At 67.1% G+C, this 22453-nt stretch carries 17 protein-coding genes; 10 read left to right on the top strand and 7 right to left on the bottom strand.

Annotation, left to right across the window (positions count from 1 at the left end; all coding sequences use genetic code 11):
- Window positions 1-15: 15 nt before the first annotated feature.
- The 4 genes from EYS42_RS12775 to EYS42_RS12760 form a co-directional block, all read right to left on the bottom strand.
- Window positions 16-825: a SapC family protein gene (locus tag EYS42_RS12775; protein ID WP_130968575.1), complete on the bottom strand. Its 810-nt coding sequence runs from the start codon at window positions 823-825 to the stop codon at window positions 16-18.
- Between the two features lie 5 nt (window positions 826-830).
- Window positions 831-2426 (bottom strand): ShlB/FhaC/HecB family hemolysin secretion/activation protein, encoded by a 1596-nt coding sequence (locus EYS42_RS12770; protein WP_165456767.1) that lies wholly within the window; start codon window positions 2424-2426, stop codon window positions 831-833.
- Window positions 2427-2698: 272 nt separating this feature from the next.
- Window positions 2699-3667 carry a M48 family metallopeptidase gene (locus EYS42_RS12765; protein WP_130968573.1) on the bottom strand — a complete coding sequence of 323 codons (969 nt, stop codon included), beginning with the start codon at window positions 3665-3667 and terminating at the stop codon, window positions 2699-2701.
- A 35-nt stretch (window positions 3668-3702) separates the two neighbouring features.
- Complete coding sequence (locus tag EYS42_RS12760) at window positions 3703-5265, bottom strand: MFS transporter (RefSeq protein ID WP_130968572.1); 1563 nt, start codon at window positions 5263-5265, stop codon at window positions 3703-3705.
- 130 nt (window positions 5266-5395) lie between these two features.
- On the opposite strand from EYS42_RS12760, the gene EYS42_RS12755 reads away from it, so the two are divergent.
- The 4 genes from EYS42_RS12755 to EYS42_RS12740 all read left to right on the top strand — a co-directional run bounded on the left by EYS42_RS12755 (window position 5396) and on the right by EYS42_RS12740 (window position 9327).
- A complete protein-coding gene (locus EYS42_RS12755; protein ID WP_130968571.1) occupies window positions 5396-6844 on the top strand; it encodes a methyl-accepting chemotaxis protein in 1449 nt (482 codons plus the stop codon).
- Between the two features lie 38 nt (window positions 6845-6882).
- The gene (gene otnI / locus EYS42_RS12750) at window positions 6883-7761 is read left to right on the top strand and encodes a 2-oxo-tetronate isomerase (RefSeq protein ID WP_425358904.1); all 879 of its coding nucleotides are present in this window, start codon (window positions 6883-6885) and stop codon (window positions 7759-7761) included.
- Complete coding sequence (locus EYS42_RS12745; protein ID WP_245503635.1) at window positions 7751-8644, top strand: alpha/beta hydrolase; 894 nt, start codon at window positions 7751-7753, stop codon at window positions 8642-8644. Before otnI ends, EYS42_RS12745 begins: the two co-directional genes overlap by 11 nt.
- Before the next feature lie 125 nt (window positions 8645-8769).
- Window positions 8770-9327 (top strand): YaeQ family protein, encoded by a 558-nt coding sequence (locus tag EYS42_RS12740; RefSeq protein ID WP_130968570.1) that lies wholly within the window; start codon window positions 8770-8772, stop codon window positions 9325-9327.
- A 12-nt stretch (window positions 9328-9339) separates the two neighbouring features.
- Here EYS42_RS12740 and EYS42_RS12735 read toward each other — a convergent pair whose 3' ends face one another.
- A complete protein-coding gene (locus tag EYS42_RS12735; protein WP_130968569.1) occupies window positions 9340-11037 on the bottom strand; it encodes a long-chain-fatty-acid--CoA ligase in 1698 nt (565 codons plus the stop codon).
- Window positions 11038-11324: 287 nt separating this feature from the next.
- On the opposite strand from EYS42_RS12735, the gene EYS42_RS12730 reads away from it, so the two are divergent.
- Complete coding sequence (locus EYS42_RS12730; RefSeq protein WP_165456766.1) at window positions 11325-12899, top strand: methyl-accepting chemotaxis protein; 1575 nt, start codon at window positions 11325-11327, stop codon at window positions 12897-12899.
- Between the two features lie 26 nt (window positions 12900-12925).
- Here EYS42_RS12730 and EYS42_RS12725 read toward each other — a convergent pair whose 3' ends face one another.
- Window positions 12926-14119, bottom strand: coding sequence for an amino acid aminotransferase (locus EYS42_RS12725; protein ID WP_130968567.1), 1194 nt, complete (start codon window positions 14117-14119; stop codon window positions 12926-12928).
- A gap of 165 nt (window positions 14120-14284) precedes the next feature.
- Between EYS42_RS12725 and EYS42_RS12720 the strand changes: the two genes are divergently transcribed.
- Window positions 14285-14554 (top strand): hypothetical protein, encoded by a 270-nt coding sequence (locus EYS42_RS12720; RefSeq protein WP_130968566.1) that lies wholly within the window; start codon window positions 14285-14287, stop codon window positions 14552-14554.
- A gap of 14 nt (window positions 14555-14568) precedes the next feature.
- Window positions 14569-15009, top strand: coding sequence for a nitrogen fixation protein (locus tag EYS42_RS12715; protein WP_130968565.1), 441 nt, complete (start codon window positions 14569-14571; stop codon window positions 15007-15009).
- Window positions 15010-15051: 42 nt separating this feature from the next.
- Here EYS42_RS12715 and EYS42_RS12710 read toward each other — a convergent pair whose 3' ends face one another.
- The gene (locus EYS42_RS12710; RefSeq protein WP_130968564.1) at window positions 15052-15537 is read right to left on the bottom strand and encodes a glutathione peroxidase; all 486 of its coding nucleotides are present in this window, start codon (window positions 15535-15537) and stop codon (window positions 15052-15054) included.
- 83 nt (window positions 15538-15620) lie between these two features.
- Between EYS42_RS12710 and EYS42_RS12705 the strand changes: the two genes are divergently transcribed.
- The 3 genes from EYS42_RS12705 (at window position 15621) to EYS42_RS12695 (ending at window position 22452) form a co-directional block, all read left to right on the top strand.
- Entirely contained in the window at window positions 15621-18698 is a 3078-nt protein-coding gene (locus tag EYS42_RS12705) for a CheR family methyltransferase (RefSeq protein WP_165456765.1), read from the top strand.
- On the top strand, window positions 18673-20766 hold the full coding sequence (locus EYS42_RS12700) for a PAS domain-containing hybrid sensor histidine kinase/response regulator (RefSeq protein ID WP_130968562.1): 2094 nt from the start codon (window positions 18673-18675) through the stop codon (window positions 20764-20766). Before EYS42_RS12705 ends, EYS42_RS12700 begins: the two co-directional genes overlap by 26 nt.
- An 87-nt stretch (window positions 20767-20853) precedes the next feature.
- Complete coding sequence (locus EYS42_RS12695) at window positions 20854-22452, top strand: PAS domain-containing hybrid sensor histidine kinase/response regulator (RefSeq protein WP_165456764.1); 1599 nt, start codon at window positions 20854-20856, stop codon at window positions 22450-22452.
- The last annotated feature ends 1 nt before the right edge of the window (window position 22453 follow it).

Raw genomic sequence — 22453 nt, 5'->3', positions numbered from 1 at the left:
GCAACCTTCAGGCAATCAAACAGCAGGCGAGGGGTCGGTGGCCTGGGAGGCCTCCGCAGCCGGCTCAGCCGGCAACTGGGTCGCAGAGGCAGGCTGGGCGAGATCGACCAGCTTCTGGCGAGCAGCCAGGGTGCGCGCATGACCAAGGGACAGCAGGTGGGCCCAGGCCACGGCCATCTGCCCTGTGCTCATCCAGCGCTGCGTCACCTCGGTCGGCAAGGCGCGCAAGCGTTCTTCGTCGATGGCCAGAAAGCCCGACAGCTCCTGCGACTCGCCTCGGTGGTCGGTCCAGGTGAGCGCGCGCGGGGTCAGCAGACCCAGTTCGGCCACTTCCTTGCACCAGGCGTTGCTGCGAACGAATGCCTGATGCAGGTTCAGCAAGAAGGTACGCACTTCGGCCAGCAAGGGGCCTTCGGCGGCATCGTCCAGGAACAGGGGCTGGCCCTCGGTATCACCCAGGCCCGCACAGGCTTCGTCCAGACAGATCAGGAAGTTGTCAGGGGTCGGCGTTTCAGCCAGGGCAAACGGGTAACGGCGCACGTGCGCTGGCACATAGGTGTCAGCCAGCCACTGCTTGTCAGCGCCCACGAACAGGTTCTGCTGGGCGCGCAAACCCAGCAAGGCGGTCATGGCGTGAGTGCCTTCGCGCTCGATGAACACACAGGGGTAAAACAGCGCGGCATCGGGCACCTCCTCCATGGCCAGTGGCACTGAATTCGTGTGCTGGGCGAAGCTGTGGTCTACGCGGGCAGGGTCCAGACGGAGGCGGCGGTGGCGCTCACGGTGCAAGTTCACCAGGCGCTCGAAAATCATCATGGTTTTCATGGCGTTCACTCAAATTGCCAGGTCAAGCGAACCAGCGCGCGCAGCGATGACTGCCCCGGTACGGTGTCCTTGAGGGGGTGGGCCAGGCTGCCCGACAGGCTCCACTGGCGCCCCCAGGCCTTGGTCAGTCCCAGGCCCAGGCTGCTCAGGTTTTGCCTCGGCACCCCCGCGGTGGTGGTGGTGCCGTTGTCCAGGAAGCCGAACACGTCGAGGTTGTTCGCGAATCGGCGATGCGCTTCCAGCGACACAAACAAACCACGGTCGCCGAACACCACCGAGGCCGGGTAGCCACGCACATCGGTGGGGTTGCCCAATGAGAACTTCACGGTGGCGGGCACGTCGGTGTCAGACGTGAGCTGCAAGCCGGCACGGGTGTTCAGCCACCATTGGTCATTGAGCACCCAAGCCCACGAGCCGTTGCTGTTGAAGGTGCTCAGGCGGCGGCTTTCACGGAAAGGCGGTTCGTAGGTCCCACTGTTGATCGCGGTGTACACACTGACCAGGTGCCCTGGGCTGCGGTACACGCTCTGCACCCCGAGCGAGTACAGGCTGGTGCGGGCATCGCCAAGCGACACCCCGTCAACCTTGGTGTTCGACTGGATGCGCTGCGCGTTCAGCGACAGGTCCACCTCCCAGTTGCGCCAGGCGGGCAGGGGCTGGGTCAGGCTCAGGCCCAAGACGTTGGAACGGCCCTCCACCTTCAACTGCCCCAGCCCGGAATCGGTGGTGCTGGTCGAGCCGGACGACGCCGACGCGCCGAAGCGCAAGCCCGACCAGTGCACCGGCACCGAGTACAGCACCAGGGCGTTGAGCGAGCCTTCGGTGTTCTGCACGATGGCACCCAGCCGGTCGGCGGGGGACAACAGGCGCCTCACATAGCCTGACACGTCCAGCTGATTGCGGCCCAGGCTGTCGGTCGCTTCGTTGTGGAGTGCGACGGCCAGGTCGTACTTGGGGGCCAGCTCCACCTGTGCCACCACCTCGGTGGTGCCTGGCTGGCTGCCGGGCAACAGCGCTGCAAAAAAGCGTGTGTCCGAACCACGGTTGAATCGTGCCAGTCGCGACTGCACGGCGGGACCCACGAAAAGCTCGCCGGCTGCCAGCCCCAGCACATCGTCGGCCAGACTGACCACGCGGGGGTCTTCTGATTCAACCTTCACCTTTTCGACCGTGCCCTCGACCAGGTTGATCTTGAGCACACCGTCGGCGATTTTCTGGGCGGGCAGGCTGGCCAGCGCGGCGTAATGCCCGGCATCCCAGTAGATCTGATTGATGCGGGCAACGATGGCGCGGATGTCCTGGATCGTTACCTCTTGTCCCACCTGACCAGCCCAGGCCTGAGCCAAAGTGGCCTCAGGCAGCAGCCTGGACGGGGTCAGTTCGATCCGGTTCAACACAAACCGCACGACCTTGGGCGCGGCTTCACCGGTTGGCGCCTTGGGCGGTGGCGTGAGCGTGGGCCGAGCCGGCTCGGAGGTCGATGGGGCGACAGGCTCACGAGGAGGCTGGTTGCCTTGCCGCAGGATCAAGGAGGGATCAGACGACGGAGACACCGAGGGCTGCGTTGGCACCTGCGCCATCGACAGGGACGAACAGCCCATCAAAGCACTGCAGACCCAGGCAAGCTGGCGGGTCCGATGCATGCTTGGCGAAGCCCCCTTCGCCAGGCCCTGGCGCACACTGAAATTCATGGGTACTCCCGAAAACCAACTGTGGCGGCGCACATGCGCCCCCTCTGTCAGTCGCGGAGTTTATGAACTGCAGTCATTCCCCGACAGGCATCGAACGAACTTCAAAGGGCTTTCGGACCCATTACCCCTTAGATGGAGGGGGGAAACGAGGCTCGCAACCCACTCAAGGGGGTTGCGCCCCCTCAATGAGCGTGCCCATGAAAAGCCCCCATCTCTTGTCGCTCGGCCAGAGGGGACTGCACCGCACGCCCCCAATAGGCCAGCACTTCGCCCCCCTGCAGGCCCCCCGTGCGGCTGGGCGCATCCCAGCGCTGAGCAGGCTTGGGCGCACGCTCGAACAGCGGCTGCACCTTGCCCAGGTTGGCCTGGATCTCCTGGATGCGGGTGCTGCTTGAAGGGTGGGTGGACAGGAACTGCGGGGGCGCGCCCTTGGAGGCTGCGGCCATCTTGTTCCACAGCGACACCCCGGCACGCGGGTCATAGCCGGTGCGGGCGGCCAGCTCCATGCCCACCAGATCGGCCTCGGATTCGTCTTCGCGGCTGAACTTCAGGGTCAGCAGCTGCCCCCCCATGTTCAGCACGGTGTCGCCCACACTGCCCAGGCCCAGCAGGCCCGACAGCAGGTTGGCCCCGATGCGGGTGGCCGCGGTCTTGCCCATGCGCTCGCGGGCGTGTTCACGCAGGGCGTGGGCCATCTCGTGGCCCATGATCATGGCCACCTCGTCGTCGGTCAGCTTGAGCTGCTCCAGGATGCCTGTGTAGAACACGATCTTGCCGCCGGGCATGCAGAAGGCGTTCAGCTCCTTGGACTGCACCACGCTCACTTCCCAACGCCATTGGGGCGCGCGCTTGTTCCACTCCAGCGCGAAAGGGATCATGCGCTGGGCAATGGCACGCAAGCGCACCGACTGCGGGTGGTTGGCCGGCAGCAGCACGCCCTGCTGCGAGGCCTGTGTGGTCATCTGGGTGTACTGGGCCGCGGCGGCCTGCTCGACCTGATCGGCCGACACCAGGCGCGTGAAGCCAGACTGCTTGCCCACTTCCACCCCCTCGCGGGCCCAGGCCCCTGGCGTGGCGCCGGCCAGGGCGGCTGCCACGGCCAGCGTGGCCACGGCGGGCTTGAAACACAAAGCGAATCGGTTCGGGTTCATGGTGTGAAAACGCAAAAAAGTGGGCCACTGAAGGCTTAACGCACGCCCTGCGAAGAAAGCATACGCCGCACTTGAGGCAGGAGGCCATAGGCCGGGAAAGACAGCAGGAAGGTCAGGGCAAAGAAGGTGGCGTAGCCCATGTGCTCGACGCCCAGACCGCCCGCCCAGCCGGCCACCGCACGCGAAAACGCGAAGATGGACGACAAGATGGCGTACTCGGTGGTGGCGCGTCGCTTGTCGGTGATGCCCATCAGGAAGGCCATGAAAGCCCCTGTGCCCAGCCCCCCGGTGAAGCTTTCCAGCGCACTGGCACCGTACACGAAGGCCTGGAACTCGATTGGCACAGCGCCTCCCACGTTCGCCGTTCCCGCCAGCGCATGCGGCACCACATGGGCGGCCGCGGCGTAACCCAGGTTGGACAGGGCCTGGGCCAGCCCCAGCACCCACAAGCCCTTGAACACGCCCACACGGTCCACGTACCAGCCACCGACCAGCCCCCCGGCGATCGACAGGCCCAGGCCCACATTCACCGACACCAGGCCGATCTGGGCCGGCGTGAAGCCGGCATCGACCCAGAAGGGTTTGACCATGAAGCCCATGGCCGCATCGCCCAGCTTGAACAGCAGGATGAACAGCAGCACCGGCGCCATGCCGGCGCGCCCCAGCAGGCTGACCCAGGCGCCGAACATGGGGCCATCGGCCATCACCTGGGCACCGGGGCGCCGTGCGGCCTGCACCATCAGCACGCTGCCCAGCAGCATCAGGCCCACGGGCAGTGCGCCCTTGAACCACCAGGTGCCGCCGAAGGTGGCCACCCAGCCCCAGCCCAGGGCCTTGCCCACCGGGTTCAGCACCGGCCACAGCAGGCCGGCCAGCACCAGGCCCAGCGCGGCCAGCCAGAGCGGCTGCTGGCGCAGCAGGCGCCATTCTTCGGCCAGCCCGCCGGGGGGCGAACCGTCGGCGGCCAGGGGCCGTGGCGCCTGGGGCGGCTGCGGTGGCGCCAGCAGGGCCAGCAGGCCATTGGTGATCAGCAAAGCCGCGCCCAGGCCATAGGCGGCCGCCCAGTTGGGGCTGCCGGAGGTGCCGGCCCAGCCCGCCACCACCAGCAAACCGCCCGCTGCCAGCATGCCCACGCGGTACATGCCGATGCGCAGGCCGTTGGCCACGCCGAACTGCCCCGAGTTGAGCTGCTCGATGGTGTAGCCGTCGGTGGCGATGTCGTTGGTGGCCGACAGCAGCGTGAAGCCGGCCAGCAGCACCCAGGGCCAGGTGGCGCCACTGCCCAGAGCGGCCGGGTCCATGGCCAGGGTGGCCAGCACGGCCGCCATGCCGAAGTTGGCTGCGGCCATCCAGCGGCGGTGGGCCCGCCAGGCGTCCACCAGCGGGGCCCACAGGAACTTCACCGTCCAGGCCAGGCCCAGCAGGCTGAGCAGACCGATCTCGGAGGGGCTGGCGCCCGCCTGGCGCAAATGCACCGGGAACAGATCAAAAAAGATCCCCAGGGGCAGGCCCTCGGAGAAATACAGCAGGCCCACCCAGAACAGGAACTGGCGATGCAGAGGGCGCGCCTCGGCGGGCGCAGCGGTGGTGGCGGTCATGCCGGGCATTCTAGAGACAGGGTGCTCGCACCCGGCTGTTTGAACGATCGGCCATTCAAGCCCCGGTGCAGCATGCCGATAAGAGCGACGTAGCGCCGTTGGCGCCCATTGCGAAAGTGGAGCCCTCCCCATGAACCTGAAATCACGCATCTGGATGCTGCCCATCAGCACGGCCGTGTTGCTGGTGATCGGCCTGGCCGTGGTGCTGGTGCTGGCCGGCCAGACCACCGAGGCCTTCGACAAGCTCGGAGCCCTGTCACAGGGAAGCACCGAACAGAAAGCCGCCTACCAGGCCGCCCACGAGGCCGTGCACGGCCAGATCAGCCAGCTCGTGTGGGCCAGCGTGCTGATCGGCGGCGTCATCCTGGCCAGCATCGGCTTCCTGTCGATGCGCCTGGGCCGTGCCCTGTGGCGCGACCTGGGCGAAGAGCCCGGCACCCTGCGCGACTGGCTGCAGCGTGTGGCCGAAGGCGACCTCGAACTGCAGGCTGGCCGCGCCGAGCCCGGCGACACCTCGCTCAAAGGCGCCCTGCTGCTGACCGCCGACCGCCTGCGCGACACCATCGGCACCATCCGCAGCGCGACCGACTCGATCACCACGGCCTCCAGCGAGATCGCCAGCGGCAACCAGGACCTGTCGCACCGCACCGAGAACACCGCCTCGAACCTGCAGCAGGCCGCCAGCGCCATGGAGCAACTGACCGGCACCGTGCGCCAGAGCGCCGACTCGGCCACGCAGGCCAACCAGATGGCCTCCAGCGCGGCCACGGCGGCCCAGCGCGGCGAAAGCATCGTCTCGCAGGTGGTGGCCAACATGGCCGAGATCGACGGTGCCAGCCGCAAGATCAACGAAATCATCACCGTGATCGACGGCATCGCCTTCCAGACCAACATCCTGGCGCTGAACGCCGCGGTGGAAGCCGCGCGCGCCGGTGAACAGGGCCGCGGCTTCGCCGTGGTGGCCGGCGAGGTGCGATCGCTGGCCCAGCGCAGCGCCAACGCCGCCAAGGAGATCAAGACCCTGATCAGCGCCTCGTCTGAAAAGGTGGAATCGGGCTCGCGCCTGGTGAAGGACGCCGGCAGCTCGATGCAGGAGATCCTGACCAGCGTGCAGCGCGTGTCCGACATCATTGGCGAGATCAGCGCCGCCGCTTCGGAACAGAGCGATGGCATTGCCTCGGTGAACCGCTCGGTGAACGAACTCGACCAGATGACGCAGCAAAACGCCGCCCTGGTGGAAGAATCGGCCGCCGCCGCCGAAAGCCTGAAAGACCAGGCCGGTCGCCTGGCGCAGGCGGTGTCCTCCTTCCGAGTGGGTGGCAGCAACGGCCTGGGCCACAGCGCTCGCCTGCACACGGCCTCGGTGATCCAGCAGGCCCAGACCAGTGCACGTCAGGTCACTCCAGTGGTCACGGCGCCGCCCGCCAGCGCCCCCGCGCTGAAGGCGGCAGACAAGCCCACGGTCAAAGCCCTGCCCAAGCCGGGTGGCACGCCAACTGCCACGACAGCCCCCGCCGCACGGTCCGCCCCGCCGGCCGCCACCAGTGCACCGGCCGACGACGACTGGGAAACCTTCTGAACTGAACCGCCCAGCGGTTTCGGGTAGGCTTCGGGGGCATGAAAGTGCCCCCGAATGCATTGGTGCTGAACCTGGCCGCGAACCTGTCGTGGCTGTACACCGACCTGCCCTTCCTTGACCGCTTCGAGGCCGCGGCCCGAGACGGCTTTGCCGGCGTGGAATGCCTGTTCCCGCACGAACACGACGAGGCCGAAGTGGCAGCGCGCTTGCGCGACACCGGCCTGCAGCTGGTGCTGTTCAATGCCCGTCCGGGTGACTGGGCCCAGGGCGACCGGGGCCTGGCGTGCCTGCCCGGACGCGAAGCCGACTTCCGGCGCAGCATCGACGAGGCCCTGGCACGCGCACAGCGCCTCATGTGCCCTCGGGTGCATGTGATGGCCGGCCTGTGCGTGGCCCCCACCCTGGAAGAGCGCCAGCACGCGCGCGCCCTGTACCTTCAGCAACTGGGCTGGGCGGCCGAGCAGGCCGAGCAGGCCGGCGTGACCCTGATGATCGAGCCGATCAACCCGCGCGACATGCCCGGTTACCTGCTGCAGCTGCAGGCCGAGGCCCATGCCGTTGTGCAGACCATCGGCTCACCCGCCCTTCAGGTGCAGATGGACCTGTACCACTGCCAGATCGTCGAAGGCGATGTGACCATGAAGCTGCGGCAGTACCTGCCCACAGGGCGCGTGGGGCATCTGCAGATCGCAGCGGTGCCGGATCGGGGCGAGCCCGGCCAAGGCGAGCTCTCCTATGTTCATGTGCTTGAAGAAGTGCAAAGGCTGGGCTATGGTGGTTGGATCGGGCTGGAATACCGGCCCCGCAAGATCCAACCTGGCGGCACATCCTCGGGACTGACCTGGTTGGACACATTGCCAGGGTCACTACAAAAGCCACCGGGGATGTCCGACTCAGGATCCATCGATGCCCTTTGACATGCTGGCCTGCACACCGCAGGTCCCTGCCTCCGTGAAAGCCCGTGACGGCCTGGCGCTGGCCTTGACCCACTGGTCCACACCTGTGCCCGCCAGGGGTGTGGTCACGCTGGTGCACGGCCTGGGCGAGCACGCCGGCCGCTACGCCCATGTGGCCCGCCATCTGAACCAGCAAGGCTGGGCCGTGGTGGGCTACGACCACCGGGGCCATGGCCGCACCCCAGGCCCGCGCGGCGGCCTGCGCGCCGACGACGACCTGCTGCACGACCTCGCCACGGTCGTCGACACCGCACGCGCCGCCTACCCCGGCCTGCCGCTGGCGGTGCTGGGCCACAGCATGGGCGGGCTGGTCACGGCGCGCTTCGTGGCGGCCCTGGCCGAGCCCGAAGAAACCACCGCACTGTGGCGCCGCCCGATCGACCTGTGCGTGCTGTCCTCGCCCGCCCTCGACCTGGGCATGAGCGGCGTGCAGAAGGCCCTGCTGGCCAGCGTGGGGCGCCTGACACCCGATGTCGCCGTGGGCAACGGCCTCAAGCCCGAGTGGGTGTGCTCCGACGCCTCGGTGGTCAAAGACTATGTCGATGACGCCCTGGTGCACGACCGCATCACCGGCCGCCTGACCCGCTTCATGGTCGAGGCCGTCGAAGTGGTCCAGGCCCGCGCGGCCCACTGGCGTGTGCCGACCCTGCTGCTGTATGCCGGTTCAGACCGCTGCGTGCGCCCCGCAGGTGCTGCCCGGTTCGCCGCCAGTGCAGCGTCCACAGGCCGTGTCCACACCGTGCCGTTCCCCGACATGGCCCATGAAATCTTCAACGAGCCTGACAAGGCCCGTGTGCTGGGCGAACTGCAAAGCTGGCTGATCCAGCAAGGCCCACGCCCCTGATCCGCTCATGAAGCGCCCCGCACCTGCGGCCTGGGGGTCACGGGGGGGCTCAATTTGCGGGATGATCGCGTCTTTGCGCGCGACACCGGTCGCGCTGCGCCTGCACCCACGCCCCGGAATACCCCATGGCCCTGAAAGCCACCATCTACAAAGCCGCCCTGCAACTGTCGGACATGGACCGCCATGTGTACGACGCCCCCAGCGTGACCATCGCGCGCCACCCGTCGGAGGCCGACGAGCGGATGATGATCCGTGTGCTGGCCCTGGCCATGGGCTGGCCGGCCGACACCAGCGAAGGCACGCTGGAGCTGGCCAAGGACATGTGGGAGCCCGACGAACCCGCCCTGTGGCACCAGAACTTCTCCAACGAGATCGTGCATTGGGTGGAGGTGGGTCAACCCGACGACAAACGCCTGCTCAAGGCCTGTGGCCGCGCCCAGCGCGTCACGGTGTGGGCCTTCCAGAGCAGCACGCCCATCTGGTTCGACGGCATCGTCAACAAGGTCAGCCGCACCGACAAGCTCACGGTGTGGCAGGTGCCCTCCGAGCAGAGCCAGGCCCTGGCCGCCCTGGCCCAGCGCAGCATGCAGCTGACCGTCACGGTGCAGGACGGCACCGTGTGGGTCAGCGAGGGCGATCAGTCGGTCGAGATCACGCCCATCAAGCTGATGGGCCCCGACTGATCAGGCGCCGTCTCAGGCCGGGGTCTTGTCGCGCGTCGTGTCACGCAGTTCGCGCCGCAAGATCTTGCCCACAGGCGTCTTGGGCAGCTCGGTGCGGAACTCGACCACCTTGGGGCGCTTGTAGCCCGTCAGGTGCTGGGCGCAGTAGTCGCGCACCTGCTGCTCGGTCAGTGCGGGGTTGTCTTTCACGACCACCAGCTTGACCGCCTCGCCACTGTGCTCGTCCTTCACGCCCACGGCGGCGCACTCGAGCACGCCATTCATCTGGGTCACCACGTCTTCGACCTCGTTGGGGTACACGTTGAACCCCGAGACCAGGATCATGTCCTTCTTGCGGTCGACGATGCGAAAGAAGCCCTTGTCATCGACCGTGGCGATGTCGCCCGTGCGGAAGTAGCCCTCGGCCGTCATGACCTTGGCCGTCTCTTCGGGGCGCTGCCAGTAGCCGACCATCACCTGCGGGCCCTTGACCGCCAGCTCGCCAGGCGTGCCCACAGGCACTTCGCGCCCATCGTCGTCGAGGATGCGCACATCGGTCGAAGGCAGGGGCATGCCGATCGAGCCGGAGTAGGCCGTGGTGTTCACGGGCGTGCACGTGACCGACGGCGAGGTTTCAGACAGGCCATAGCCTTCGGCCACGGCGCAGCCGGTCTTGTCGCGCCACAGCTTGGCCGTGGCCTGCTGCACCGCCATGCCACCGCCCACCGACAAGCGCAGGTGGCTCCAGTCGACCGTGCCGAACTCAGGGTGGTGTGCCATGGCATTGAACAGCGTGTTGACGGCCGGGAAGCTGTGGAAGCGGGTCTTGCGCAGCGCCTTGAACATGGCCGGCAAGTCACGCGGGTTGGGGATCAGGATGTTGCAGGCCCCCAGGCGCAGGCCCAGCATCATGTTCACGGTGAAACCGAAGATGTGATACAGCGGCAGGGCCGCCACCATGCAAGGCTGCTCGCCTGAGGGCACCTGCGCCCACATGGGCTTGTTCCAGGCTTCGGACTGCAACAGGTTGGCGATGATGTTGCGGTGCACGAGGGTGGCCCCTTTGCTCACGCCCGTGGTGCCCCCGGTGTACTGCAGCACGGCCACGTCTTCATGGCCTGGCCTCGCCGGCTGCAGCTGGCGTTGACGCCCTTGGGCCAGCACCTGACGGTAGCGCACGGCCTGCGGCAGGTGGAAGGGCGGCACCATCTTGCGCACCTTGCGCACCACATGGTTGACGATGGCACCCTTGAGCAGACCCAGACAATCGCCCATGGCCGCCAGCATGATGTGCTTGACGGGCGTGCGGGCCAGCACCTGCTCCAGCGTGGTGGCGAAATTCTCCAGGATCAGGATGGCCTTGGCACCCGAGTCCTTGAGCTGGTGTTCGAGTTCGCGCGGGGTGTACAGCGGGTTGACGTTCACCACCACATAGCCCGCCCGCAGGATGCCCATGACCGCAGCCGGGTACTGGGGCACATTGGGCAGCATGATGGCCACCCGGTCGCCGGGCTGGAGCCCCAGGCCTTGAAGCCAGGCCCCGAAAGCGCGTGAGTCGTGGTCGATCTCGGCAAAGCTGAACCGCTTGCCCATGAACACATAGGCTGTTTTGTCGGCGTGCGTGCGCAGTCCTTCGTCGATCAGCTCCACCAGGGAGCCATAGGCCTTGGGGTCGATCTCGTGGGGAACACCAGGGGGGTAGTGCTTCAGCCAGGGCTGGGAGTCTTGCATGGTCGGCCTCGCGCAAGAGGTGGTGGGCAACTCGGGTACACCCGCATCTTGGCGCGAGCCTTGCCCCCCTTGTCTAAGGGGTTCCCTGCATGGACGCGTGACGGCTTTCACGGGAACTGCCCAGGAAAGTGGCTGCTGTTTTCTGGATGCACCGAACATCAGAAAAGCCACCATCGGTGCACTGGCTGAACAGGCCAGCCACCGCCCCGGGGACGTGCTTTCCAGCCCGTCACACCGCCAGGCGGACAGCCCGGGGCCTGAACCCATGCAGTTGCAGGACCCTCCCCATGTGGAATGTTTTCAGACACCTGAGTGTGGCCACCCGCTTGAAGGCGCTGGTGGCTTTGTCCGTGGCCGCGGTGGTCGGTGTGGCCAGCTCCTTGCTGATCACCATGCTGAACCAGCAGATGGACGACCGCCACCACGCTGTGCGGCAAACGGTTGAAGTGGCCCACGGGCTGCTGACACACTTCGGCCGCCTGGCCGATCAGGGACAGCTGTCCAGAGCCGACGCACAGAAACAGGCCCTGGCCGCCCTGAGCGGGCTGCGCTACAGCAAGACCGAGTATTTCTGGGTGAACGACCTGAACGCCCGCATGGTGCACCACCCGATCAAGCCACAACTGGACGGCAAGGACGTGCGGGACATGAAGGATCCCAACGGAGTCTTCCTGTTCCAGGAGTTTGTGCGCACGGCCCAGGACAAGGGCGAGGGCTTCGTTCACTACCAGTGGCCCAAGCCTGGCGAAGAGGCGCCAGTGGACAAAGTCTCCTTCGTGAAGGCCTACGCGCCCTGGGGCTGGGTGGTGGGTTCGGGCGTGTACACCGACGACATCCTCAAGGCCTTTGCCCGAGAAGCCAGCCTGATCGCTGCGGGCACCCTGGTGTGCGCCTTCGTGATCGGCTGGCTCACCCTGCGAACGGCCAGCCGACTGAGCCGTGGCGTGGCCGCGGCGGTGCAGGTGGCCGAGTCGATCGCCCAGGGCGACATCCGGCCGCCCCCGCGAACCAACGCCTGGCACGACTGGCACGATGGCCGCGACGAGCTGGCCCGCCTGTTGCAAGCCATGAACCGCATGACCCACGGCCTGCGGGACACCGTCAGCAGCGTGCAGCAGACGGTGGACAGCGTGGCCCTCGCCAGCCAGCAGATCGCGGCAGGTAACCAGGACCTCTCGCAACGCACCGAACAGGCGGCCACCTCGCTGCAGAACACGGCCTCTTCCATGGAAGAGCTGGGCCACACCGTGGCGCGCAACTCGCGGTCGTCGGAAGATGCGCACCACATGGCCCACGAGGCCTTCGAGCAGACCCGCCAGGGCGCGGCCATGGTGTCGGGGGTGGTGCAGAAGATGGATGCCATCCACGAAAGCGCACGCCGCATCAGCGACATCATCACCGTGATCGATGGCATCGCCTTCCAGACCAACATCCTGGCGCTGAACGCCGCGGTGGAGGCCGCACGGGCCGGTGAGCAAGGGCGCGGCTTTGCCGTGGTGGCCTCGGAGGTGCGTTCGCTGGCCCAACGCAGCGCCAATGCGGCCAAGGAGATCAAGAGCCTGATCGCGGCCTCGACCGAACAGGTCGAAGGCGGCAACGCGCTGGTGCATGAAGCCGGAGAGACCATGCAGCGCATCGAGGCCTCGGTGGCCCGGGTGACGCAGCTGGTGGAAGACATTGCCCGCGCCTCGCGCGAGCAGAACCAGGGCATGGGCACCGTGCACGATGCCGTGGGCTCGCTCGACCAGATGACCCAGCAGAACGCAGCGCTGGTGGAGCAAAGCGCTGCAGCCGCGGCCAGCCTGCGCGATCAGGCGCAGTCGCTGGCCGAGGTGCTGCGGCGATTCCGCGTGGCGGGCTGAGCCGCCACGGCCTCAGTGACGCAGGTTCAGCGCAGCACGGCCGCGAAGGCCTCGGCCACGCGGTCGACGTTGTTGGCGTTCAGGCCCGCGGCGCACATGCGGCCCGAGAGCAGCACGTACACCCCGTGCTGCTCGCGCAGGGCCTCGGCCTGCTCGGGGCTCACGCCCGTGTAGCTGAACATGCCGCGCTGGTCGATGAAGTAGCGCACATCGCGGCCCGGCAACTGGGCCACCACGCCGTCGTACAGGCGCTGGCGCATCTGCTTGATGCGCTCGCGCATGGCGGCCAGTTCATCGGCCCACAGCTGGCGCAGGGCTGGGGTCTGCAGCACCTGGGCCACGATCTGGCTGCCGTGGGTGGGCGGGCTGGAGTAGTTGCGGCGCACCGCCGACATCAGCTGACCGATCACCAGCTGAGCTTGTGCCTTGTCCGGGCAGACGACGCTGAGGCCGCCCACGCGTTCGCCATACAAGGAGAAGCTCTTGGAAAACGAATTGGCCACGAAGAAGCTCACGCCGGCCGAAGCCAGTGCGCGCAGCGCGAAGGCGTCTTCGTCGATGCCGTCGCCAAAGCCCTGGTAGGCAATGTCGAGGTAAGGCAGCAGCTGGCGTGCCTTGAGCACCTCGATCAGTTGCGTCCACTGCGCTTCGTTCAGGTCCACGCCGGTGGGGTTGTGGCAGCAGGCGTGCAGCAGCACGATGCTCTGCGCCGGCAAGGCGTCGATGGCCGCCAGCATGGCGTCAAAGCGCAGGCCCTTGGTGGCCGGGTCGTAATAGGGGTAGGTGTTCACCTGGAAGCCCGCGCCTTCGAACATGGCGCGGTGGTTGTCCCAGGTGGGGTCGCTCACCCACACCTGCGAGGCGGGGAAGTAGCGCTTGAGGAAATCGGCCCCGACCTTCAGGCCGCCCGAGCCACCCAGCGTCTGGATGGTGGCGATGCGGCCGCTGGTCACGGCTTCGTGGTCGGCACCGAACAGCAGCTCCTGCACGGCCTGGCGGTAGGCCGGGTTGCCCGTCATGGGCAGGTAGGGCTTGGGGCCGATGCGCTGCAGCAGGCTGCCTTCGGCCTCGCGCACGGCCTGCATCACGGGCAGGCGGCCTTCGTTGTCGAAGTAGATGCCGATGCTCAGGTTGATCTTGCCCGTGCGCGGGTCTTTCTGGAAATCCTCATTGAGGGTGAGGATGGGGTCGCCAGGGTAGGCGTCAACGTGCTGGAACATGGGGCTCTCCTTCGTGCGAGCCGAGATGATAAGGGGCCCCCAGCTTGAACTAGGGGGGGCCCTAGTTCGCAGGATGTGGCGCAGCGGGCGTGTTCCTAGAGTTCATCGGGTCGACACCGGAGGTCGGTGCCGACACCTTCCAACCCATTTCTCAAAGGACACACCATGACCCAGAACCTCCGCGCCGCTCAGGCCTGCCACACCGACATCGCCGCACTGGCCGCCGCTGGTGCCACCCGCGCCCTGCAAGCCCGTGAACTGCCGGCCGATGCTGCACAGCAGGTCAGCGGCGGCGCCCTCGCCTACAACGAGGCGCTGCGCTACAAGATCGACCCCAACTACTTCCCCTGGGGCAAGATCAACCCGAACGTGCTGGGCGGCCTGCAGCAGCAGATCAACCCCGCAGTGCTGATCAACACGGGCATCGCCCGCTGACCGGGAGCGCCGCCATGACGCCCACCCTGTGCCCCAGCGCACCGGCCAATGCGGCCGACGCGCAGGTGTTTGCCGTCATTGGCGGCAGCCCCGCCATGCCCGAAGTGCAGTACCTGGACCAGGCCGTGCCCCTGAGCGCCGAGCTGGTGGCTTCGGTGGCCCCGGCCTTGCCCACCGAGGTGTTCCGGCTGTCAGGAGCCTGTGCACAAGGCCCTGACTGCTGGCATTTCGACGAGGCCCGCTCGGCCTGCCGGCTGGCCATCCGCACCGTGCGTCTGGCTCCGGTGGCGGTTCACAAGCCCCCGCGCTGCGCCATCCGGGCGCAGTGCCAGTGGTGGGCGCAGGAGGGCGTGTCAGGCTGCCTGCGATGTCCGCAGGTGGTCACGAACGACCTGGCCGCCAGCGCGCTGTACCGGCGCGTGGCCGATCCGTTCAACCATGACGATGCGGCATGACACCTGCCACACCCGAGGCTGTGGACACACGCCCGGGCAGGCTCAAGCCGCCAGGGCCTTTTCGATGTCGGCCGCCAGCCCCTTGGGCGAGTCGACCGGGGCGTAGCGGCCCAGCACACGCCCGTCTTTCGCGATCAGGAACTTGGTGAAGTTCCACTTGATGGCCTTGGTGCCCAGCAGGCCTGGCGCCTCCTGCACCAGGTGCTGGTACAGCGGGTGGGCCTGCGGGCCGTTCACGTCGATCTTCGCCATCATGGGGAAGCTGACACCATAGTTCAGCTGACAGAACGAGGCGATCTCGCTGTTGGCCCCCGGGTCCTGGCCACCGAACTGGTTGCAGGGAAAACCCAGCACCACCAGGCCACGGTCCTTGTAGGCCTGCCACAGTTTTTCCAGGCCCTCGAACTGCGGCGTGAAACCGCACTTGCTGGCCGTGTTGACAATCAGGATCACCTTGCCGCGGTGCTCGGCAAGCTTCACAGGCTGCCCGGTGATGGTCTGGGCTTCGAATTCGTAGACAGATGGCATGGTCGATGGCAAGGGTCAGGCTCGATGGCGCCTTCCCTCGGGAAGGCCTACACTTCGCGCACATCCTAAATGAAGGGGGAACAGTGGAGCAGGACTGCGCTGTATCGACCATACGCAAACTGGTGGTGCTCGGGGCATCGGCTGGCGGGCTGGAGGCCTTGTGCCTGGTGCTCGACCACTGCCCGCCCGACCGCCATGCCGCGTACGTGGTGATCCAGCACCTGTCGCCCGATCACCCCACCCTGATGGACCGGCTGCTCGCGCGCCACACGACCATGGCCGTGCGCCTGGTCGAAGACGCCATGCCGCTGGCGCCCGACACGCTGTTCCTGATCCCGCCGGGCAAGCACCTGGGTCTGCAGGGCGAGGTGCTGACGCTGCGCCCCAAACCCGCGCGCGGCCTGGCCCTGCCCATCGACGACTTCTTGGCCGAAGCAGCCCCGCAGTGGGGCCCACGCCTGCAGGCCGTGATTCTGTCGGGCACAGGGGCCGATGGCAGCCGCGGCTTGCCTCATGTGAGCCAGGAGGGCGGCCAGATCGTGGTGCAGAGCCCCGAGTCAGCCGCATTCGACGGCATGCCCCGCAATGCACTGGCCACTGGCCTGGTCGACGCCACCCTCGCCCCCGAAAACATCGGCACCTGGCTGGCCCGACACGAGGTGGTTCAACGTGTGCACCCAGTGGACGAAGACCGGACCGAAGACACGGCCGAGCACACCACTGCCAGAACCATTGAGATCGGGATGCTGCCCACCGGCACCCATGCCCCCGCCTCCGAAGACCTGGAACACCCCGAATGGATCCGGGCGCTGGCCGACATCGCCGACCGCGTGCAGCAGCAGGCAGGCCTTCCTCTGAACCAGTACAAGCCCGACATGCTGTGGCGGCGCATCCGCCGCCGCATGCAGGTGCTCGGCCTGGACCACATCTCTGCCTACGCGCAGTTTCTGGCCCAGCAACCGGCCGAAGCCAGCCGCCTGCGCAAGGAGGTGCTGATCCCGGTGACGCACTTCTTCCGTGACAGCGAAGCCTTCGAAGCCCTGGCCCACCAGGCCGTGCCCGAACTGCTGGAACACCTGCCCCCCGAACAACCCTTGCGGGCCTGGGTGGCGGCCACCGCCACGGGCGAAGAAGCCTACTCCCTGGCCATGCAGCTGCAGGAGTGCTGCGACACGGCGCACAAGTGGCCGTCCATCAAGGTGTATGCCACCGACATCGAGCCAACCTATCTGGCACGGGCGGCCGCGGGCCGTTACCCAGCCTCGATCGTCCATGAACTGACCCCTCAGCGACTGGAACGGTTTTTCACCCAGCAGGGCGACGACTATGTGGTGCGGCCCGAATTGCGAGCCATGGTGGTGTTTGCGCGTCATGACCTGCTGAACGACCCGCCGTTCACGCAGATGCACCTGGTGATGTGCCGCAACATGCTGATCTACCTGCAACCCAGCGCCCAGCAGCAAGCCCTGCGACGCCTTCACTACGCGCTGGTGCCCGGTGGCTACATGGCCCTGGGACGCAGCGAAACCCCCGCCTGCCTGCAAGACCAGCTCATCACACTGGACAGCAAGGCCCGGCTGTTCCAGAGCCCGCACCGGGCCCGTGCCGACAACCTGCGGCAAATGCACCTGTCACCCGCCGCGGCGGCCGTGCGCACCCCGCTGGTGCCAGCTCCAACCCCGAGCGCGGGCCCCATGGTCGAGGCACTGCAGCTGCTGTGCCGCCGACATGCGCCGCCCGCCCTGGTGCTCGATGCCCAGGGCCACGTTGTGCAGCTCATCGGCGAATTCGGCGCCTTGCTGCAATTGCGCGCAGGCCACCCCAGCCTGCAAGTGCAAGACCTGCTGCCTGCAGAGCTGGCCCCCGTGATGCGCCAACTGATGGTCGTGGTCGCCGGCCAGCCCGGTCCTGTCCGCAGCCCAGCACTCAGCCTGCCAGGGCTGAAGACCCTGTGGCCCCACGAGCAACTCACGCTGGTGGCCCAGCGGCTGGACACCTCGGGCACGGCCGCACAGGTGCTGGTGTCGTTCGAAACCGAACAAGAGGTCCGACGCACCGAGGTGGCTGCGGTCGAGCTGACTCTGGGCGACACCACCCGTGAGCAGGTCGAACACCTGGCACGTGAGCTCGACATGACCCGCGCACATCTGCAAAGCAGCATCGAGGCCCTGCAGGGCAGCAACGAAGAACTGCAGGCCAACAACGAAGAGCTCATGAGCACGAACGAAGAGCTGCAGAGCACCAACGAAGAACTGCAGTCGGTCAACGAAGAGCTGTACACCGTCAACGGCGAGTACCAGCAGCAACTGGAGCAGCTGCGTGATCTGCACGCCGACCTCGATGGCATGCAGCGAGCCTCCGCCCTGCCCAGCATCTTCGTCGACGAGCACCTGCGCCTGCAGCGCTTCAGCCGCGAAGCCACGCTGCTGTTCAACCTGCGCGAGACCGACCTGGGCCGCAGCATCACCGATTTTTCGCACCGACTGGAGTTCCCCGGTCTGGCGCAAGAGCTGCAACGCGCCATGCACACCGGCCAGACCGTCGAGCGCGAAGTGCGCAGCGAGCTGGGCCGCTGGTACCTCGCTCGCATCGTCCCCTTCGGCACCTTGAACACCACGGGCACCACGGGTGCAACCAGCACGATGAGCCCAACGTGTGCCACCGACACGACCCTGCCCGTGATGCGTCGGGCCGTGCTGCTGTTGGTGGACCTGTCCTCGGTCCGCAATGTCAACCGCCTGCAGGCCATCATCGACGCCCTGCCCCTGAACCTGGCCGTGCTCGACTTCACGGGGCGCATCGTGTCGGTGAACCAGCCCTGGATGCAGTTCGCTCAAGACAACGGGGACACCGAGTTGCGCAGCACTGGCCCGGGGCAGAATTACCTGCACACCGTGCGCCAGGCGCAGACTGGCAACGCCGCCCACGACGAAGATCTGCGACTGATCGAATTCGGCCTGTCGGCCGTGCTACGCGGTGAACGCCAGCACTTTGAACACGTCTACCCTTGCCACGCCCCTCACCAGCCACGCTGGTTCGCCCTGCATGCCATGCACCTGCGGGCCGATGGCGGAGGGGCCGTGATTGCGCACTACAACGTGACCCGTTGGAAGTGCGCCCGAAAGGAGCCTTCCGATGCCATTGTCCAGCCGACGCCCTGACGACGCGCCGAGCCACAACGCACCCGCCCTGCCACCCGAGTCAGACGCTCAGCGCCTGCTGGAAGAGCTGCGCATTCACCAGGTCGAACTGCAGCTGCAGTCAGACGCCCTGCAGGCCAGCCAGCAGGAGGCCCTGGCCCAGGCCGAACGCTACCGGCACCTGCTGCGGGCCGCCCCCGTGCCCCTGTGCCAGCTCGACGAACGTGGTGCCATCCGCGCTCCCAACGACGCGCTGTGCCAGTTGCTGGGTCAGCCTGCCCACACCCTTCAAGACCAGCTGCTGTACCGCCTGGGCCATGACGAGCTGCAACGGGTGCGGGCCCTGCAGGCCGTGCAGCAGTCCACCCACCAGAAAAGCCACGAGGTGCGGGGCGTGTGGCTGAGGGGAGCCGAAGCGCCACTGCTGGTCGACCTGCATTTCTCTGAAGTGCCAACCCCCCAGGGCGGACAGCACCGCTGGCTGGTGGCGCTGGTGGATCAGACCGCGCGACACCGCGAGCACGAGGCCCTGCAGGAAGCCAACGAAGCGCTGCACAAGGCCCTGGCAGTCAACCAGGAGTTGGCCCTGCTGGCCGATCGCTCACCCAATGCCGTCATGATCTGTGACGCCGACCAGCGCATCCGCTGGGTCAACCCCAGCTTCATCCAGGCCACCGGCTACAGCCTGCAAGAAGCACGAGGCATGCGCCCCGACGACCTGCTGGGCCCGGGGCAGGATGACGCCACCGTGCGCCTCATGCAGCAGCGCGTGATGCGTGGGGAAGCGGTTGACCGCATCCGCGTGCCTCGCCAGACGCGCCTGGGCACCCAGTACTGGGCCGAAGTGTCGGTGCTGCCGGTGCACAACGAGGCCGGCCTGATCAGCCGCCACATCGTGATCGAGCGGGACATCTCCGACCGCCTGCAGGCCGAATCCGAGCGCGAGGCGCTCATGAAGGCCGAGGCCAACCACGCGGTCAAGACCGAATTCCTTTCGCGCATGAGTCACAACATGCGCACGCCACTGAACGCGGTGATGGGCTTTGCCCACCTGCTGCTGCAGGGCCCTGAGGCGGTGCCCTTGCCCGGCCAGCGCAAGAAGCTGGAGATCATTCACCAGGCCGGCCAGCAACTGCTGGGCCTCGTGAACCAGGCGCTGCAACTGGCCCAACTGGAACACGCCCTGGAAGACTACGCACCGGAAGCCATCAACTTGCAGCCACTGGCCTCCGACTGCGCCACCCTGATGGCTGCGCAGGCGCACGCTCAGGGCCTGCAGATCGTGTGCGACGTGCCCATCATCTATGCCATGGGCGACGCCCAGCGGGTGCGCGAGATCCTGGACAACCTGCTGAGCAATGCGGTGAAGTACTCCATGCGCCCCGGCGTGATCGAGGTGCGCGGTCAGCTCGACCCGGTCACCCACCTGGTGCAACTCACGGTGCGGGATCCCGGTGTGGGCATCGCGCCGCAGGATCAGGCACGCATCTTCCAGCCCTTCACGCGACTGGACGAAACCGCCGGCATGGCCCCAGGACATGGCATTGGTCTGGCCATCTGCAAACGACTGGCCGAGCTGATGCTGGGCGACCTGACCGTCCACAGCACGGTGGGCCAGGGCAGCACCTTCACACTGACCCTGCCTGCGGCCGATCACCTGATGGCTCACCCCACACCCGTGACAACGGGCGATACCGACGAGCCCCCCCTGGAACTGCCCGCCATGCGCCTGCTGTGCGTGGAAGACAACGCCATGAACCGCGTGCTGATCGAAGCGGTGTTCAGCACCCAGCCCCAAGTGCAGGTGGCCATGGCCTGTACGCTGAACGAGGGCCTGCAGTGTGTGCGCGGTGCACCACCCGATGTGGTGCTGCTGGACATCAACCTGCCCGATGGCCACGGCCTGACCCTGGCGCACGAAGTGGCCCAGTGGCCCGCCGAGCGACGCCCCCTGGTGATCGCCCTGAGTGCCGATGCGCTGCCAGAGAGCATCGCGGTGGCCACTGACACCGGTGTGGATCACTACCTGGTGAAACCGTTACAGATCAACCGCCTGCTGAACATCCTGCACGCCCACTTTCGGGTGTAGATTTCCTCCAATGCGCCACGATGCGCCAGCCAGCCCCGGCTGACACAAAAAATGGGGCTCACGCCTCACCCAACTCAGGAGCCCGTCATGCTGGACACCCCCCGTCAAGCCATGGCATTGCCCGATGCACAAGCGTCGGCACGCGAACTGGCCGTGCTGGCCGATCGCATCGCCGACGCCGTGATCGTCTGCGACGCCCAACGCAACATCCTGTGGGCCAATCCGGCCTTCACCCGACTGACCGGCTACACGTTGGAAGACGCTCACGGTCGACAGCTCGATGAACTGATCAGCGGCCCCCAGACGGATGCGGAAGCCATCACACGGCTGTGCCAGACCCTGGCCCGAGGCGAAGGCGTAGAGCAGCAACCCATGTGCGCCCACCACCGCAACGGCGAGGCGCTTTGGGTCGCCCGCACTGCGCACCCGCTGGTGGCCGAGAGCGGACGCATCGACCGCTACATCGAGGTGCTGACCGACCTGCGCTCACAGCGCTGGGCCGAAACCGAGCACAACCGCCGCCTGGAGGCCGAAGTGGCCCTGGCGCGGCGCTCGACCTTCCTGGGGCAGCTCAGCCACGGCATGCGGGGCCCGCTCAACACCATCGTGGGCTTTTCGCAGCTGCTGGAGATGGAGGTCGATGCCTCGGTCGACGCGCGGCGCCACCTGGCCAACATCCAGCAAGCCGCTCGCCAGTTGCTGCACCTGCTGGACAAGGCCGTCACCCTGGCGAATGCGGAAGACCGCGTGCTGGCCATGCACGCCCAACGCGTGAACTTGCACACGGTGGTGAAGGAGGCCTGCCACCAGCACGAAGGTCTGGCCCGTCAGGCCCGCATCACGCAGGTCATCGAAGGCGAATGCGGCCCGGCCTGGGCCGACCCCATCCACGTCAAGACGATCCTGCAGGCACTGGTCCGGTTCGCGATCGGACACTGCCCTCGCGAGGGCACCGTGTGGATCTCGCTGAAACAGCACCCCGAGCAGCCCCGCGTGCTGGTGCAGGTCAGCCACCCTGGCGATGGCCTGCCACCCGTGGACAACGGACGGCTGTTCCAGCCCTTCAGCCCTGTGCCCGCGCTGCAGCGCCACCAGGGCCAGAGCACGCTGGTGGACGACGCCGACCAGGGCATGGGTCTGGCCATTGCGCACCGCCTGGCAGAACTCATGAGCGGCAGTCTGACCGTGACCAGCGCGCTGGGCAAGGAGTGCACCTTCACCCTGAACCTGCCGCTGGCCGACAAACTGCAGGCCAAGGACGAGCCCTCGGCCTCCTTGCCCATGCAGCGCCCGCGCCTGCCAGCACTGCGCATCATCCACGTGGAAGACAACGCCCTGAACCGCAACCTGGTCGAGTCGCTGTTCCACGCCCACCCCGAAGTGCAACTGAGCTCCTTCCCGACCTCGCGGCAAGGGCTGCAGGCCATCCAGACCGAGCTGCCCGATGTGGCCCTGATCGACATCAACCTGCCCGATGGCAGCGGTCTGGAGATGTGCCGAACGCTGAGGGCGCATGCCAGCACCAAACGCATGCCCCTGATCGCCCTGAGTGCCGACGCGCTGCCCGATCACATCGCGCAAGCGCTGCAGACGGGCTTCAACCACTACCTGGTCAAGCCGATCCAGATCCAGCGGCTGCTGGCCATCCTGTCGACCGTCAAGCCGCGCGGGCCGGACGGTCATTGAG

It is taken from the genome of Aquabacterium lacunae, assembly GCF_004310865.1.
Classification (GTDB): Bacteria; Pseudomonadota; Gammaproteobacteria; order Burkholderiales; family Burkholderiaceae_C; genus Aquabacterium; species Aquabacterium lacunae.
This window is presented reverse-complemented; position numbering and strand designations above follow the sequence as displayed.